This is a genomic window from Amycolatopsis sp. NPDC003731 (assembly GCF_053586895.1).
In genome coordinates, this window is record NZ_JBSFNC010000194.1 from 1 (window position 1) to 14534 (window position 14534).

Here is a 14534-nt window from a genome sequence, read left to right on the forward strand (position 1 = left end):
TGCCGAACTTCGCGCTCTTCACGCACTGCGGCGTCGACGAAGCGAAGATCGGCGACCGGTTCTACGAGGCCGAGACGCCACTGATCGGCCCGGCGTCGAAGGCCTCGTCCGCGGTGATGCCGCGCCGCTGCATCAGGATGCCCTTGGCCTGGCCGATCACGTCCCGGCTGTCGACCGCCCGGCGCAGGTGCGCCGACTCCAGCTCGGCCGAGGCCACGGCCTGGGTGTGGGTCAGCGCCAGCGATGCGTGCGTCGCCAGCAGCAGCGCGGTGTCGATCGCCCGGGCGTCGAACGCGCCCGGGGTGCGCGAGTAGATGTTGAGCGCGCCGGAAAGCCGCGGCGGCCGGGCGTCCGGGAGGAGCGCGGTGGCCAGTACCGAGTGGAAGCCGTGGCGGGCGGCGGCCGGGCCGAACGCCGGCCAGCGCGGGTCCCGGCCCAGGTCCTGCGACCAGCCGGCGGCCGGGCCGTCCGGGCGGGCCGATTCCACGCAGGGGCCTTCCTGGTGGTCGTACTGCACCTGGTCGAGCCGTTCGGCGATCGGGTCGGTCTCGACCGGGGTGTGGTAGCGGCCGTCGGCGTCGCGCAGGGTGACGCTGACCAGGTCGGCGTCCGGGACGAGCGCGGCCGCGGCCCCGACGACGAGCTTGAGCACCCCGCCGGCGGTCGGCGTCACGTCGAGCAGGGTCCGCGTGAGGTCGGCGAACTGCCGGGCCAGCGGCCCGGGCCGGGGTTCACCGTCCTGCCCGAACCAGGCCCGGTCCCGGGCCCACTCCTCTTCGCCGACGCTCATGGGTCCTCACTGTCTTCCTGCTCGGGGTCGCGACTGCCCATTCAACCCGATGCCGGGGTCCGGAGGGCGGCACGGGCCCGGTCGACGAACCCCGGGCCCGGCCACAGCTGGTCGGCCTGGGGCACCCGGTCGGCGAGGCCGGGGTGCGGCAGCGTCGCCGCGGCTTCGCGGGTTTCGAGGACCTGTCTGCCCAATTCGGTCTGCCGCTCGGGGGAGCAGGTGCGCCGGATCTCGCGCACGGCCGCGGGCCCTTCCTCGCGGACGTGCCGCCGGACGGCCCGGATCAGCCCGCCCAGCAGGCGCTCGAAGCGGGTTTCCTGCGGTCCGGTGCCTTCGAGCTGCCGCATCAGGCCGTCCGCTTCGGCGAGGTCGCCGTCGCCGTCGAGGTAGGGCTCTTCGGCGACGGAGTGCCGGACCAGTTCCGCGATCAGGTGATCGGCGAGGTCCTTGCGGTTCTCCGGGCTGCCCTGGCCGAGCTCGAGCTCGGTGCAGAGCCGGTCGAGCTCGCGGTGGTCGCCGGCGAGGACGGTCGTCAGGTCGGTTGCGGGCTGGTTGCCGTTCATGCACTCTCCTGGTCCGGGCTCGGGTACTGCAGAACCGGATACCCGCTGCCCCGGCGCCGAATCCCGTGTCGGCCCCGCGCCGCTCGGGTACCCATCCGGTGAACCCGGCCCCAGGGAGGACGAACCATGGCAGCGCCGTCGTCGGTGACCGAGCGCGAACGCAAGTACGAGATCGTCGCGGGCAGCGGCGTGCCCCGCCTGATCGGCGTCGGCGGCGTCGAAACCCAGGACGACCCGGTGGAACACGTGCTCGACGCGTCCTATTACGACACCTCGACGTTCCGGCTGGCCCGGGCCGGCATCACCCTGCGGCGACGGGTGGGCGGCCCGGACGCCGGCTGGCACCTGAAGCTGCCGGTGTCGGCCGACGAGCGCCAGGAACTGCAGCTGCCGCTGGGCGGCGACCCGCACAAGGTGCCCGGCCGGCTTCGGCGGCTGGTGCGGGCGTACACGCTGGGGGAGAAGCTGGTGCCGATCGCGCACCTGCGGACCGATCGGTTTTCCCACCGCCTGGCCGGCGCCGACGGGCAGACGATCGCCGTCCTCACCGACGACCACGTGACCGGCGAAGCGGGCGGCGCGACCGCGCGGCTCGACGAGTGGCGTGAACTCGAGCTCGAACTGGACCCGTCGGCGGCGCCGGAGTTGCTCGAGGAGTTCGATCGGGCGTTGACCGAAGCGGGAGCTTCGGCGTCGCCGTGGTCGTCGAAACTGCGCCGGCTCGTCGGCGACCGGGTTCCGGCTGCGCCGCGGGTGGGGAAGAAACCGTCCGCGGGAGAGGTGGTGCTCGCTTCCCTGCGGGAGCACTACGGGCGATTGCGCCGGGCGGACGTCGGCGTCCGGCTGGATGCCGATGACGCGGTGCACCAGATGCGGGTGGCGATCCGGAAGCTGCGGAGCACGCTGCGGACGTTCGATTCGGTGGTCGAGTCCTCGGGGGTTGTCGGCGAACTGCAGTGGCTGGGGCGTCAGTTGTCACCGTTCCGGGACACCGAGGTGGCGGAGGAGCGGCTCCGGGAGCAGCTGGACGAGGTGCCGTCGGAGCTGGTGTTCGGGCCGCTGCGGCAGTTCCTCACCCGGCAGTTCGCCCGGGAGGCGGAGGAAGCGCGGACGCGTGCGCTGGAGGCGTTGACCGGGAAGCGGTATTTGGCGTTGCTGCGGTCGTTGGACGCGCTGCTGGAGGACCCGCCGCTGACCGCGGCGGCGCGCAAGCCGGCGAAGGCCGGCCTGCGGAAGCCGTTGCGGAAGGCCGCTCGGAAGCTGCGCCGCGCCGAGGCCGCGGCTCATGGGGAAGACATCGAGGTGGCCCTGCACGAAGTGCGGAAGAAGGCGAAGCGGGCTCGGTATGCCGCGGACACCGTGAAGCCGGTTTACGGGAAGAAGCTGCGGGCTTGGCGGAAGAACGTGAAGGCTGTTCAGGAGACGCTGGGGGAGCACCAGGACACGGTGGTCGGGCGCGAGGTTCTGCGGCACCTGGCGATCGCCGGGCAGGGGGAAGGGCAGAACACGTTCGCATTCGGGGTGTTGTATGCCCGGGATGAGGGGCGGGCTCGGGAGTTGCGGTCGGGTTTCCGGAGGGAGTGGCGGCGGCTTCGGAAGGGGGATCGGCCGGGGTGGCTCGGGTGAGGCCGGCTGTTCGGCTGCTGGGATGAGTCCGGGGGTGAAGCTCTGGCGGGTGGGGGCTGCCGGGGTGAGTTCGGGCGGTGAAGCTTTGGCGGGTGGGCTACCGGGATGAGCCCGGGCGGTGAAGCGCTGCCGTTGTGGGCTCTGCCGTTTGAGCGCTGCCGTTTTGAGCTCTGCCGGGCTGATGCTCGTGGGGTGATCCTGCCTGGGTGATTCCCCGCCGGCCCGAACGCTCGATTGTTCAACGGCCGACAGACCGCGTCAAGGCGGGAAAGCGTGCCTTGACCCGGTCTGTCGGCCGCTGATTCGGCTGCGTATCGGGTCGGCAGGGGGGTGTGGCCGGAACGGTGCCTTTGTCTTGCTGCCGGGCTTGGGGCGCCGGTTTTGGAGAAGGCCGCAGGCTGCGAGACTGCGGGGCCGTGGTCGTGGGGCCGTGGGCCGTGGGGCCGTGGGGCCGTGGAGCCGCGGGGCCGTGAGCTCGGGCCGTGGGGCTGCAGAGCCGCAGAGCCGCGGGGCCGTGGGACCGCGAGCCGTGGGGCCGTGGGCCGCGCGCTGCGGCCTGCGGCCTGCGAACCCGGGCTGGAGGCGCGGGCGCACTTACCGAGCGACAGCGCGGCCGCCTCCGGCAACCGGCCGTTCCCCTCAACCCTCGCCGGTGAGCTTTCCGCGGAGCTGCTCCAGCGTCTGCGACAGCAGGCGGGATACGTGCATCTGGGAAATGCCCACCCGGTCCGCGATCTGCGTCTGGGTCAAGCCGCCGAAGAACCTCATCACCAGGATGGCTCGCTCGCGCTTGGGGAGTTCCTGCAGCAACGGCTGGAGGGCCTCGTGGTTCTCCACCATCGCCATCTCGTGGTCCGGCTCGCCCATCGTGTCCGCCAGGGACAACGCCTCCGCGTCGTCGTGGACTGGCTTGTCGACCGAGAGTGCCTGGTACGCGTTGCCCGCCAGCAGGCCCTCGCGGACCTCGTCGACGTCCAGGTTCAAGTGCTCCGCCAGCTCCGTCGGCGTCGGGGCGCGGCCCAGGCGCTGGGACAGCACCGCCGATCCCTGGCTCAACGACAGGTGCAGCTCCTTCAGCCTGCGGGGGACCCGGACCGACCAGCCCGTGTCGCGGAAGTGCCTGCGGACCTCGCCCATGATCGTCGGCACCGCGAACGACAGGAAGTCGTGGCCGCGGGACGGGTCGAAGCGGTCGACCGCGTTGATCAAGCCGATCCGGGCCACCTGGACCAGGTCCTCGCGGGGCTCGCCGCGGCCCGAGAACCGCGTGGCGATGTGCTCGGCCAGGGGCAGCAGCTCGGTCACCAGCTTGCTGCGGACCACCTCCCGGCGGGGGTCACCGGGGTCGAGGCCACCCAGTTCCTCGAACAGCGGTTCGCAGTGGGCATATTCGTCCGGGCGGTGGAGGAGGGTTTTGCGCTCGCTGCTCACGCGCTCGTTCCCGGGTTGAGCACCAGCTCGATCGTCACGATGCCCGCACCCCCACCAGGCAGCGCGTCGCAGTGCGCGGTCACCGACCGGCTCAGCGTCGTCAGGACGTGCCAGCCGAACGTGCGGTCGCTCGGCGGCCGCGGGTCGGTCGAGCGGGTCGAAACGATGACGTGCAGGCCGTCGGGGGCCAGGCGGAAGCGGCACTGCAGCTGCGAGCCGAGCTCCGCCAGCTGGACGAGCTGCGCGCACGCCTCGTCGACCGCCATCTTGGCGTCGGCGATGGCGTCGAGCCCGAAGTCCGCGCGCGAGACCACGCCGTGCGTGAGCATCCTGACCAGCGGGATCTGCTCCGCCATCGCGGGGAGCCGCAGCTCGACGAGTTCGTCGAGCAGCTCGTCGACGGTCGGCTTGCCGCCGAACGAGCTGTCGCTTCGAGTTTCTTCCATGCGGGAGGTACTACCCATCCGGTGTAATGCTGACACTTCGTGATCAGGCGTTTCGGGAATGGTCACCGGCCCAGCGCCCGTTCGAGTTCCTTCTTGGTCATCTTCGAGCGGCCGTTGATGTTCTTCTTTTTAGCTTCGTTGTACAGCTGGTCCTTCGTCGGGCCACCGGGGCCCTTGCGGTTGCCGGACCGTTCGCCGCCGCGCTGCTGGGGCGATTTGTCCTTCAGTGACGTCTTGCTGGCCTGCCGGGACTCACCCGATTGCGCACGGTTCTTGTTCACCGTCCGTGCCGCGATCTCCTTAGCCCGTTTCGTGCTCGCGCCGCGGTCCTCGGCCGAGTCCTTGATGTGCTCGTACTGGCGTTCGCGCTTGCCGCTCCACGACTGAGGCATGCCGGCTCCCTTCGTCTCGCGGGGTGAGTACCCGCTTGATCGCGGGGCAAACGTCACGGCCGCGGTGGTTACTGCCTGCTCCTCACGGGTACGCGGAGGGCCGATGGAGAGGAGGGGCCGATGCGGATCGGCTACACCCTGATGACCGAGCAGGCCGGCCCGGGCGACCTGGTCCGGTTCGCCGCCGGTGCGGAACGGGCCGGCTTCGACTTCGAGGTCATGAGCGACCACTACTCGCCCTGGCTGGACGAACAGGGCCACGCGCCCTACGCCTGGGCCGTGCTGGGCGCCGTCACCCAGGTGACCGAGCGCGCCGAGCTGATGACCTACGTGACCTGCCCGACCATGCGCTACCACCCGGCGGTGGTGGCCCAGAAGGCGGCGACCGTGCAGGCGCTCTCGGGCGGCCGGTTCACCCTCGGCCTCGGGGCGGGGGAGAACCTCAACGAACACGTCATCGGCCGGGGCTGGCCGCCGGCCAACGTCCGGCACGAAATGCTCGCCGAGGCCGTGCAGATCATTGGCGGCCTCTTCGACGGCGGCTACTTCGACTACGAGGGCAAGCACTTCCGCGTCGACTCGGCGAAGCTGTGGGACCTGCCGGAGAAGCGGACGCCGATCGGCGTCGCCGTCTCCGGTTCGCAGTCGATCCGGCGGTTCGCCCCGGTCGCCGACGCGATGATCGCCGTCGAGCCGAAGGCGGAGCTGTCCCAGGAGTGGGACGCGACGAAGCTGGGCGGTGCGCCGAGCCGCAAGATCGGGCAGCTGCCCGTGTCCTGGGGCACCGACCGCGACGCCGCCGTCAAGCGCGCGCACGAGCAGTTCCGCTGGTTCGCCGGTGGCTGGAAGGTCAACGCCGAGCTGCCGGGACCGGCCGGGTTCGCCGGGGCGACCCAGTTCGTCCGCGAGGACGACGTCGCCGGCTCGATCCCGTGCGGCCCCGACGTCGAGCCGATCGCCGAAGTGGTGCAGGAGTTCGAGAAGGCGGGCTTCACCGACGTCGCGCTCGTCCAGATCGGCGGTGACCAGCAGGACGGCTTCCTCGACTTCGCCGAGAAGGAGCTGCTCCCGGCCCTGCGCGGCTAAGCCGGTGCGGGGGCGGGCCGCCGTTCGGCGAGCGTGAGACGGTGGTCCGCCCCGGTCACCCGCAACGCCCGCCGGACCACCGGGTTCGTCCCGGTGACCACGAGCAGCTCGGTGCCGCCCTGCCCGGCCTGCAGCCCCGCGTGCAGCAGCACCCGGATCCCCGCCACACCGAGGAAGTCCACTTCGGACAGGTCGACCACCAGCCGTTCCGGCGTCGCCCACAGGCGGTCGGACAGCAGTGAGGCGAGGTCGCCGGAGGTCACGCTGTCGAGGTCGCCGCGCGCGGTCACCAGAACGGCGTGCGGAGCGGGCCACGCCGTGCGCAGCCGCAAGCTGGAGCGGGATTTCATGCCGGTTCGCCACCGTCCTGATGCGGCGCGGCCGCAGCGCCGCGCTCGGGGAGTTCGAGCGGCTGCTGGTTGAACCGTGCACCCGAGACTAACCCTGCGCCGACCGCCCGCAACCGTCGTTGCTCCGAACGGGCGTGCGGCGCGCCGCGGTGGTGACCGCTCGTGCCCGGACTGACCGGGATGCAGTAATCTCGCGCTGGACCCGTTAAAGCGCTAGCGGCCCACTAGTGGCGCGCGCCCGGGTCCCCCCTGGTTGAGAGCGCCCTGTCGAAAGAAGGAGGGGCGTCACCAGGATGACGGGCGGCCATGAGCAGCTCACCGCGCGGCTGGACGAAGTCACGCTCGCGATGGAGTCGCTGACCGCGATGCTGGACAGCGAGCTCGACCTCGGCCAGATGCTGCAGGCGGTGTGCGACCACGTCGTGCAGGTGGTTCCGGGGGCGGACATGGCCAGCATCACGCTGGTGCGCGACGGCGTGCCGGAAACCGTGGCCAGCACCGACCAGCGGGCGGTCAACTTCGACCGCGAGCAGTACCGCATCGGCGACGGCCCGTGCCTGCGCGCGGCCGAGACGGGCCAGCCGGTCCGCGTCGGCGTCGGCGCGGTCGGGGACCTGTGGCCGCAGTTCGTGACCTCGGCCGAGCAGCTGGGCGTGGCGAGTTTCCTCGCGGCCCCGCTGACGGTGGACGAGGACATGTCGGGCGCGGTGAACCTCTTCGGCTTCGGCGAGCACGGCTTCAGCGAGCTCGGCACCAAGATCCTCGAGCTGTACACGGCGACGGTGGTGTTCGGCCTGCGCAGCGCCCGGCGGTACTTCGCGGCGCGGGAGCTGGTCGACCAGCTGAACCGGGCGCTGGAGACCCGCGCGGTGATCGACCAGGCCAAGGGGATCCTGATGGCGGCCCACCGGATCACGGCGGAGGAAGCGTTCCAGCGGCTGGTGAAGCGCTCGCAGGACGGCAACCGCAAGCTCCACGAGGTGGCGGCGGAGTTCGTGGCGGCGGTGGCCACGACGACGGCTTGAGCCGGTCGCGGCAGGGCGGTCAGCCGGCCGGGACTTCGTCCGGGGGTGCGTCGGACTCGATCGGGGCCGGTGGGGGTTCCGGGCGGTGCTTGCCGCGCTGGCACGTCGTGCAGACCAGGGTGCGGCCCAGCACCGTGCCGTCGTCGGCCACCACCTGGGCCACGTGCATCGTCGGAAACCCGCACACCTCGCACGGCAGCGAGCCGTCGTCGCGGCTGATGCGGAGCTGGGTGCCCATCCGGCCTCCTGGTGTGACGTGGGTCTCACCACCTTGCCCGTGTCCAGGCCGGGACCTGGCTGAATTCACTCGTTCGGCCTAGTCGGCCCGGATCTTGGGTGACGGCCGTGTCGCCCGTCGTGATCCTGGGTAACCCGCCCGCGAACGGGAACGGGATTGCCGGAGGGGAGCGGAACATGCGAGACAAGCGGAACGACCTGCGGCCGGTGTCGGACCTCCTGGTCGACGGCGACTCACCGGAACTGGAGCGCACGCGCCACAAGGCCGCGCTGGCCGTGGCGGCGCGGGCCAAGGACCCGGAGGACTGCGCGCGGCTGCTGGACATGCTCGGGCTGCACCGGAGCGGTCAGCGCAGCACCGACGTCGCCTGAGGCGGGGAGGACGACATGGCCCGGCCGGTCTGGAGCGGCGCGCTGAGCCTGGGACTGGTCACCGTGCCGGTGGAGCTGTACCCGGCGGTGGCCGACCACACGATCCACTTCCACCAGTTCGAACGCGGCACGTCGGACCGGATCCGCAACCGCCGGGTCAACGAGCGGACCGGCGAAGAGGTCACCCAGGGCGAGATCGTCAAGGGCTACGACCTCGGCGGCGGCGACCACGTGCTCGTCGAACCGGACGAGCTGGACGAGATCGCCCCCGAGCGGTCGCGCCGGATCGACATCGAGCAGTTCGTCGAGCTCGACGAGATCGACCCGTGGTTCTTCGACAAGACCTACTGGCTCAAGCTGGCGAAGGAGGACTTCGCCAAGGCGTACGGCCTGCTGCTGCAGGCGATGGACCGCAGCGAGAAGGCCGGCGTCGCGAAGTTCGTGCTGCGCGGCAAGGAATACCTCGCCGCCGTCCGGGCCGGGGAAGACGTCATGGTGCTCAACACGCTGCACTTCGTCGCCGACCTGCGGAAGCCGAAGGACGTCATGGGCAAGCTGCCGCAGCTGCCGAAGCCGCGGCCCAAGGAGCTCGACATGGCCCTCGCGCTGGTCGACGAGATGACCGCGCCGTGGAAGCCCGAGGACTACCGCGACGAGTACTCCAAGCGCGTCGAAGAGCTGATCAAGGCGAAGGAAGCCGGCAAGGAGATCGCCCACGAAGAAGAGCCGGAGCCTTCCGCCGACGTCGTCGACCTGTTCGAAGCCCTGTCGCGCAGCGTGAAGAACCGCAAGAGCGGCGGCAAGGAACCGAAGAAGAAGGCCGCGAAGAAGCCCCCGCTGTCGGAGCTGTCGAAGTCCGATTTGGACAAGCTGGCCCGAGAGCAGGGCGTGAAGGGCCGCTCGAAGATGACGCGTGCCCAGCTCGAGAAGGCCCTGAAGGCGTCGTGACCGGCCCTGGCTGGCGCGAGCCGACCCTGGCCACGCTCACCGACCGGCGGTTCTCCGACGAGGACTGGAACTTCGAACGCAAGCTGGACGGCGTCCGCGCGATCTGCGTGCGCGACGACGGCCCGCCGACGCTCTATTCGCGCAACCACAAGGTGATGGACAACGCCTACCCGGAGCTCGTCGAGGCCCTCGCCGCCCAGGGCGGCCCGCGGTTCGTCGCCGACGGCGAGATCGTCGCCTTCGACGGCGCCAACACCAGCTTCGCCGCGCTGCAGCCCCGGATCCACATCAGCGACCCCGCGCGGGCCCGGGCCACCGGCGTGCGCGTCTACTACTACCTGTTCGACCTGCTCTACTTCGACGACCAGGACACGACGGTCCTGCCGCTGCGGCAGCGGAAGGCGCTGCTGCGGGACGCCTTCGACTTCGCCGACCCGCTCCGGCTGTCGTCCCACCGCAACACCGAAGGCGAAAAGTTCTTCGCCGAGGCCTGCCGACGCGGCTGGGAAGGGGTCATCGCCAAACGGGCCGACGCGCCCTACCACCACGGGCGGTCACCCGACTGGCTGAAGTTCAAGTGCGCGCAGGGGCAGGAACTCGTCATCGGCGGCTTCACCGACCCGCAGGGCGCCCGGCACGGCTTCGGCGCGCTCCTGCTGGGCTACCACGAAGACGGTGCGCTCCGGTACGCCGGCAAGGTCGGCACCGGCTTCGACGAGCAGCTCCTGACGTCGCTGCACGCGCAGCTGCGGGCGCGGGAGACGGCTCGGTCGCCGTTCGCCGGGCCGGTCAAGGAGCCGGGCGCGCACTGGGTGCGTCCCGAGCTGGTCGCGCAGATCGGCTTCTCCGAGTGGACGCGGGACGGGCGGCTGCGGCACCCGCGGTTCGCCGGGCTGCGCGAGGACAAGAAGGCCGCGGACGTCGTACGGGAGCGCGCGTGAAGACTTCTCACCCGGACAAGGTGTTCTACCCCGAGGACGGCCTGACCAAGGGTGACGTCGTCGAGTACTACCGCGCCGTCGCCGACGTCATGCTGCCGCACCTGCGCGGCCGCCCCCTGACCCTGCGGCGCTACCCCGACGGCATCGGGAAGCAGGGCTGGTTCCAGAAGCACCCGGGGGAGCACTTCCCGGATTCGATCCGCGTCGAGCGCGTTCCCCGCAGCGGCGGCGGCACCGACGAGTACGTCGTGTGCGAGGACGCCGGAACCCTGGAGTACCTGGCGAACCAGGGAACCGTGGAGTTCCACGTCTGGTTGTCCACTGTGGACGCCCCGGACCGCCCGGACCGGCTGGTGCTCGACCTCGACCCGCCGGACGGCACGCCGGTCGCCGAGCTGCGCGCGGTCGCGCGGCGCATCCGCGACCACTACGAGCGGGCCGGCCTGACGGCGTTCGTCCAGGCCACCGGCGGCCGCGGGTTCCACGTCCTCGCGCCGCTGGACGCGAAGTCGGACACCGAGACCGTGCTGGCGCTGTCGCGCGCCCTCGCCGACCGCGTCGCCGGCGACGACCCCGATCGGCTGACCACCGCCCAGCGCAAGGAAAAGCGCGGCGACCGGATCTTCCTGGACGCCAACCGCAACGGGTACGCGCAGACGTTCGTGGCCCCGTACTCGCTGCGCGCCCGCCCCGGGGCGGCGGCCGCGACCCCGCTGGACTGGCACGAGCTGGGGAAGGCGGACCCGGACGGCTGGGCGCTGGGCAAGGAGAAGCAGCGGCTGGCCCGCAAGGAGGATCCCTGGCGGAACCTCGACGAGCACGCCGGCTCGGCCGAGAAGGCTTTGAAGAAGCTCACCCGATGAGCTTGCCCGCGGCTTTCAGGTCGGCGACGAAAGCCGCGTAGGCCTCATCCCGGTCGGGGGCCCGCAGCACCGCCGAGGGGTGGACCGTCGCCATCGCCGACGGCACCAGCTCGGCCAGCTCCGGCGGCGGTTCCAGGGGCTCGCCCCGGTGGGCGGTCAACCGGAACTTCGGTCCCAGCAGCGCCTGCGCGGCCGTCGCGCCCAGCAGCAGCACCAGGTCCGGGTGCACCGCACGCAGTTCCGACAGCAGCCACGGGCGGCACGCGACCACCTCGGTGCGGCCCGGCTTCTGGTGGATGCGGCGCTTCCCCTCGCGCTTGAACTTGAAGTGCTTGACCGCGTTGGTGACGTACAGGGCACCACGGTCGAAGCCGGCTTCCTCGAAGGCGCGGTCCAGCAGCTTCCCGGCGGGGCCCACGAAGGGCTCGCCGGCGAGGTCCTCCTTGTCGCCCGGCTGCTCGCCGACGACGAGCACCTTCGCCCCGGCCGAGCCCTCGCCGAAGACCGTCTGCGTGGCGTCCTGGTACAGGTGGCACCCCTGGCAGCCGGACGCCGCCGACCGCAACCGGGCGAGGTCGGTGGTGTCCGGCGGCTCGACACCGCGGGAATCCGGCATGTGCGGCGAAATTCCCGGTCCGGGCCGCGGGTAAACGTGCCCGGCCCGGGTAGCCGCAGGACAACCGCACTGGAGAAAGGAGTTCACGATGACCACCGCACGCGACATCATGACGTCGGACGCGACCTGCGCCCGTGAGTCGGACACCGTGCACGACGCCGCGGTCACCATGGCGCAGAAGGGTGTCGGCGCCCTGCCGATCTGCGGTGAGGACAACCGCCTGAAGGGCATGATCACCGACCGCGACATCGTGGTGAAGGTCCTGGCCGAGGGCAAGGACCCGCGGGCGCTGCACGTCGGCGAGCTCGCCCAGGGCGAGGTCGTGACGATCGGCGCGGACGACGACGCCCAGGAGATCCTGCGCACGATGTCCGAGCACCGCGTCCGCCGGCTTCCGGTGATCGACGGGCACGACCTGGTCGGCATCGTCGCCCAGGCCGACGTGGCCCGGGCGCTGTCCAACCCGACCGCCGGCGAGCTGGTCGAGGCCCTGTCCTACGACTGACCCGGCGTCTCGACGCAGTACGGCCGCCCCCGGCGCGAGTTTCCGGGGGCGGCCGTACCGCGGTGTGCGTCAGGGGGTGACGGCACCGTCCTCAGTGGACTCATGGGCCGCCTCGGCGCGGGCGATGTGCCAGGCCACCAGCGCGCCCGCGCCCACCGTGCCCCAGAGCACCAGCACGGCGTCCCGCGCGAACAGCCCGACGAGCAGCATCACCACCGCCGTGATGTCGCAGAGCACCAGCAGCAGGGGCCACCGCCGGGGCGAACGCAGCTTGCGGCCGCTGAAGGCGGCGGCGAACGCGGGATCGCTCGCTTGGAGCTCCGCTTCGATCTCGCGCAGGGCGTGGCGTTCACGATCCGGGAGCATGGGGGCCTCCTCGCCTCGGCTATCGCGGGGATACCCGTTTTCCGCCGCGCCGAAGCACCGGAATCAGTGGTTGTCGCGGGGAATTCCCTTCGTCGCCGCGATGCGCTGGTAGGCCACGGCGGGCCGCAGCACCATGCCGTCGCAGAGCTGGTCGGTCATCGACCGCTGGATCTCCTGCCACGGCGTCTGCGATTCCGGCACCGGGTACCCGCCCGCCTCGGCCAGTTCCCGGTGGCGCCGCGCGAGTTCGTCGTCGGGGATCAGCACGTCGGCGGTGCCGGCGCCGAGGTCGATCCGGACCCGGTCGCCGGTCCGCAGCACGGCGAGGCCGCCGCCCGCCGCGGCCTCGGGGGAGGCGTTGAGGATCGACGGCGACCCGGAGGTGCCCGACTGGCGGCCGTCGCCGAGGCAGGGCAGCTCGTGCACGCCGCGCTTGATCAGCTCGGCGGGCGGGCGCATGTTGACCACCTCCGCCGAACCCGGGTAGCCGAGCGGGCCGGTGCCGCGCATGACCAGCAGCGAGTGCTCGTCGACGCCGAGGTCCGGGTCGTCGATGCGGGCGTGGTAGTCCTCGGGACCGTCGAACACGACCGCGGTGCCCTCGTAGACCCCGCCGGCCAGGTACCGTTGCCGGAACTCCGGCGAGATCACGCTGGACTTCATGATCGCCGCGTCGAACAGGTTGCCCTTCAGTACCAGGAAGCCGGCGTCGGGGGTGAGGGCGGTGTCGAACGTCCGGATGACGTCCCGGTCGCCGGCCTCGGCGGTGCGGCAGTTGTCGCCCAGGGAGCGGCCGTTGACGGTGGGCGCGTCCTCGTGGATCAGGCCGTGCCGCATCAGCTCGTGCACCACGGCCGGGACACCGCCCGCGCGGTGGAACTCCTCGCCGAGGTACTTGCCCGCGGGCTGCAGGTCGACCAGCAGCGGGACGGCGTGGCCGAGCCGCTGCCAGTCGTCGAGGGGCAGGTCGACCCCGATGTGCCGGGCGATCGCGCCGAGGTGGATCGGGGCGTTGGTCGAGCCGCCGATCGCCGAGCTCACCACGATGGCGTTCTCGAAGGCCGCGCGCGTCAGGATGTCCGACGGCTTGAGGTCTTCGCGGACCATCTCGACGATCCGCAGCCCGGTCCGGTAGGCCATCCGCGCGCGGTCGCGGTGCGGGGCCGGGATGGCCGCGCAGCCGGGCAGGCTCATCCCGAGGGCTTCGGCGAGCGCGTTCATCGTCGACGCCGTGCCCATCGTGTTGCAGTGCCCGGGGGAGGGCGCGGACGACGCGACGAGCTCCATGAACCCGGCGTCGTCGATCTCGCCGGCGGCGAGCAGTTCCCGCGCCTTCCAGATGATGGTGCCCGAGCCGGTGCGCTGCCCGTCGAACCAGCCGTTGAGCATCGGGCCACCGGACAGCACGATGGCCGGGAGGTCCACGGTCGCGGCGGCCATCAGGCACGCCGGGGTGGTCTTGTCGCAGCCGGTGGTGAGCACGACACCGTCGATCGGGTAGCCGTAGAGCGTTTCCACCAGGCCGAGGTAGGCGAGATTGCGGTCCAGGGCCGCGGTCGGGCGCTTGCCGGTCTCCTGGATGGGGTGGACCGGGAACTCGATCGCGATCCCGCCGGCCTCGCGGATGCCCTCGCGGGTCCGGTCGGCCAGCTGCAGGTGGTGGCGGTTGCAGGGGGTGAGATCGGAGCCGGTCTGCGCGATGCCGATGATCGGCTTGCCGGACTGCAGCTCCTCCCGGGTCAGGCCCCAGTTCTGGTACCGCTCGAGGTAGAGCGCGGTCATCCCGGGGTCGGCGGGGTTGTTGAACCAAGCTTCGCTGCGCAGTCCCATACCGGCCAGTCTGGCAACGGCGGTTCCGGAATGCACGCCCCGCGAATGCCGCGCCGGCGGCGATGCCGTCCGGGTCCAGTTCGCCGAGTTCGGTGAACAGCGTGCGGCCGTCGTGGTCCTTCTTGCCGATGATCCGCGGCGCGTTTG

The 14534-nt window shown here is 71.5% G+C and carries 18 protein-coding genes; 8 read left to right on the forward strand and 10 right to left on the reverse strand.

All coding sequences use genetic code 11. The annotated features are described in order from the left end of the window. Nucleotides 1-61: 61 nt before the first annotated feature. Nucleotides 62-790, reverse strand: a complete 729-nt coding sequence (locus tag ACWDN5_RS42395) for an ANTAR domain-containing protein (protein WP_449680243.1) — start codon at nucleotides 788-790, stop codon at nucleotides 62-64. Between the two features lie 41 nt (nucleotides 791-831). Continuing rightward, nucleotides 832-1353 (reverse strand): hemerythrin domain-containing protein, encoded by a 522-nt coding sequence (locus ACWDN5_RS42400; protein ID WP_449680244.1) that lies wholly within the window; start codon nucleotides 1351-1353, stop codon nucleotides 832-834. Between the two features lie 126 nt (nucleotides 1354-1479). Between ACWDN5_RS42400 and ACWDN5_RS42405 the strand changes: the two genes are divergently transcribed. Continuing rightward, nucleotides 1480-2979 carry a CYTH and CHAD domain-containing protein gene (locus tag ACWDN5_RS42405; RefSeq protein WP_449680245.1) on the forward strand — a complete coding sequence of 500 codons (1500 nt, stop codon included), beginning with the start codon at nucleotides 1480-1482 and terminating at the stop codon, nucleotides 2977-2979. Nucleotides 2980-3618: 639 nt separating this feature from the next. Here the strand turns inward: ACWDN5_RS42405 and ACWDN5_RS42410 are convergent. The 3 genes from ACWDN5_RS42410 to ACWDN5_RS42420 all read right to left on the reverse strand — a co-directional run bounded on the left by ACWDN5_RS42410 (nucleotide 3619) and on the right by ACWDN5_RS42420 (nucleotide 5248). Beyond that, entirely contained in the window at nucleotides 3619-4410 is a 792-nt protein-coding gene (locus tag ACWDN5_RS42410) for a SigB/SigF/SigG family RNA polymerase sigma factor (RefSeq protein WP_449680246.1), read from the reverse strand. Continuing rightward, a complete protein-coding gene (locus tag ACWDN5_RS42415) occupies nucleotides 4407-4856 on the reverse strand; it encodes an ATP-binding protein (protein WP_310970546.1) in 450 nt (149 codons plus the stop codon). The genes ACWDN5_RS42410 and ACWDN5_RS42415 overlap by 4 nt, the downstream gene beginning before the upstream one ends. A 62-nt stretch (nucleotides 4857-4918) precedes the next feature. Then, on the reverse strand, nucleotides 4919-5248 hold the full coding sequence (locus tag ACWDN5_RS42420) for a plasmid stabilization protein (protein WP_310970547.1): 330 nt from the start codon (nucleotides 5246-5248) through the stop codon (nucleotides 4919-4921). A gap of 120 nt (nucleotides 5249-5368) precedes the next feature. On the opposite strand from ACWDN5_RS42420, the gene ACWDN5_RS42425 reads away from it, so the two are divergent. After that, a complete protein-coding gene (locus tag ACWDN5_RS42425; RefSeq protein WP_449680247.1) occupies nucleotides 5369-6334 on the forward strand; it encodes a TIGR03557 family F420-dependent LLM class oxidoreductase in 966 nt (321 codons plus the stop codon). On the opposite strand, the gene ACWDN5_RS42430 is transcribed toward ACWDN5_RS42425, so the two are convergent. Beyond that, nucleotides 6331-6684 (reverse strand): STAS domain-containing protein, encoded by a 354-nt coding sequence (locus ACWDN5_RS42430; RefSeq protein WP_310970550.1) that lies wholly within the window; start codon nucleotides 6682-6684, stop codon nucleotides 6331-6333. The two genes, ACWDN5_RS42425 and ACWDN5_RS42430, sit on opposite strands and share 4 nt — an antisense overlap. 293 nt (nucleotides 6685-6977) lie before the next feature. Here ACWDN5_RS42430 and ACWDN5_RS42435 point away from each other — a divergent pair, with 293 nt between their 5' ends. Then, on the forward strand, nucleotides 6978-7709 hold the full coding sequence (locus ACWDN5_RS42435; protein WP_191314477.1) for an ANTAR domain-containing response regulator: 732 nt from the start codon (nucleotides 6978-6980) through the stop codon (nucleotides 7707-7709). Nucleotides 7710-7728: 19 nt separating this feature from the next. Here the strand turns inward: ACWDN5_RS42435 and ACWDN5_RS42440 are convergent, their stop codons facing one another. Beyond that, nucleotides 7729-7947, reverse strand: a complete 219-nt coding sequence (locus tag ACWDN5_RS42440; protein WP_310970554.1) for a hypothetical protein — start codon at nucleotides 7945-7947, stop codon at nucleotides 7729-7731. 176 nt (nucleotides 7948-8123) lie between these two features. Here ACWDN5_RS42440 and ACWDN5_RS42445 point away from each other — a divergent pair, with 176 nt between their 5' ends. Genes ACWDN5_RS42445 through ligD (ACWDN5_RS42460) form a run of 4 tightly spaced genes read left to right on the forward strand, consistent with a single transcriptional unit; the run spans nucleotide 8124 to nucleotide 11070 of the window. Then, nucleotides 8124-8318 (forward strand): hypothetical protein, encoded by a 195-nt coding sequence (locus ACWDN5_RS42445; RefSeq protein WP_310970556.1) that lies wholly within the window; start codon nucleotides 8124-8126, stop codon nucleotides 8316-8318. A 15-nt stretch (nucleotides 8319-8333) separates the two neighbouring features. Continuing rightward, on the forward strand, nucleotides 8334-9266 hold the full coding sequence (gene ku / locus ACWDN5_RS42450) for a non-homologous end joining protein Ku (protein WP_449680248.1): 933 nt from the start codon (nucleotides 8334-8336) through the stop codon (nucleotides 9264-9266). Further along, nucleotides 9263-10207 carry a non-homologous end-joining DNA ligase gene (gene ligD / locus ACWDN5_RS42455; RefSeq protein ID WP_449680249.1) on the forward strand — a complete coding sequence of 315 codons (945 nt, stop codon included), beginning with the start codon at nucleotides 9263-9265 and terminating at the stop codon, nucleotides 10205-10207. Before ku ends, ligD (ACWDN5_RS42455) begins: the two co-directional genes overlap by 4 nt. Then, nucleotides 10204-11070, forward strand: a complete 867-nt coding sequence (gene ligD / locus ACWDN5_RS42460) for a non-homologous end-joining DNA ligase (RefSeq protein ID WP_449680250.1) — start codon at nucleotides 10204-10206, stop codon at nucleotides 11068-11070. Before ligD (ACWDN5_RS42455) ends, ligD (ACWDN5_RS42460) begins: the two co-directional genes overlap by 4 nt. Here ligD (ACWDN5_RS42460) and ACWDN5_RS42465 read toward each other — a convergent pair. Beyond that, on the reverse strand, nucleotides 11060-11686 hold the full coding sequence (locus tag ACWDN5_RS42465; protein ID WP_449680251.1) for a UdgX family uracil-DNA binding protein: 627 nt from the start codon (nucleotides 11684-11686) through the stop codon (nucleotides 11060-11062). The genes ligD (ACWDN5_RS42460) and ACWDN5_RS42465 overlap by 11 nt on opposite strands. An 88-nt stretch (nucleotides 11687-11774) precedes the next feature. Here ACWDN5_RS42465 and ACWDN5_RS42470 point away from each other — a divergent pair, with 88 nt between their 5' ends. Continuing rightward, entirely contained in the window at nucleotides 11775-12191 is a 417-nt protein-coding gene (locus ACWDN5_RS42470; protein WP_310970564.1) for a CBS domain-containing protein, read from the forward strand. Nucleotides 12192-12260: 69 nt separating this feature from the next. On the opposite strand, the gene ACWDN5_RS42475 is transcribed toward ACWDN5_RS42470, so the two are convergent. Together ACWDN5_RS42475 and ACWDN5_RS42480 are read right to left on the reverse strand one after the other, a co-directional pair. Beyond that, nucleotides 12261-12557, reverse strand: coding sequence for a DUF3040 domain-containing protein (locus ACWDN5_RS42475; protein WP_310970565.1), 297 nt, complete (start codon nucleotides 12555-12557; stop codon nucleotides 12261-12263). Nucleotides 12558-12620: 63 nt separating this feature from the next. Further along, nucleotides 12621-14387 (reverse strand): IlvD/Edd family dehydratase, encoded by a 1767-nt coding sequence (locus ACWDN5_RS42480; protein ID WP_449680252.1) that lies wholly within the window; start codon nucleotides 14385-14387, stop codon nucleotides 12621-12623. Nucleotides 14388-14534: the final 147 nt, after the last annotated feature.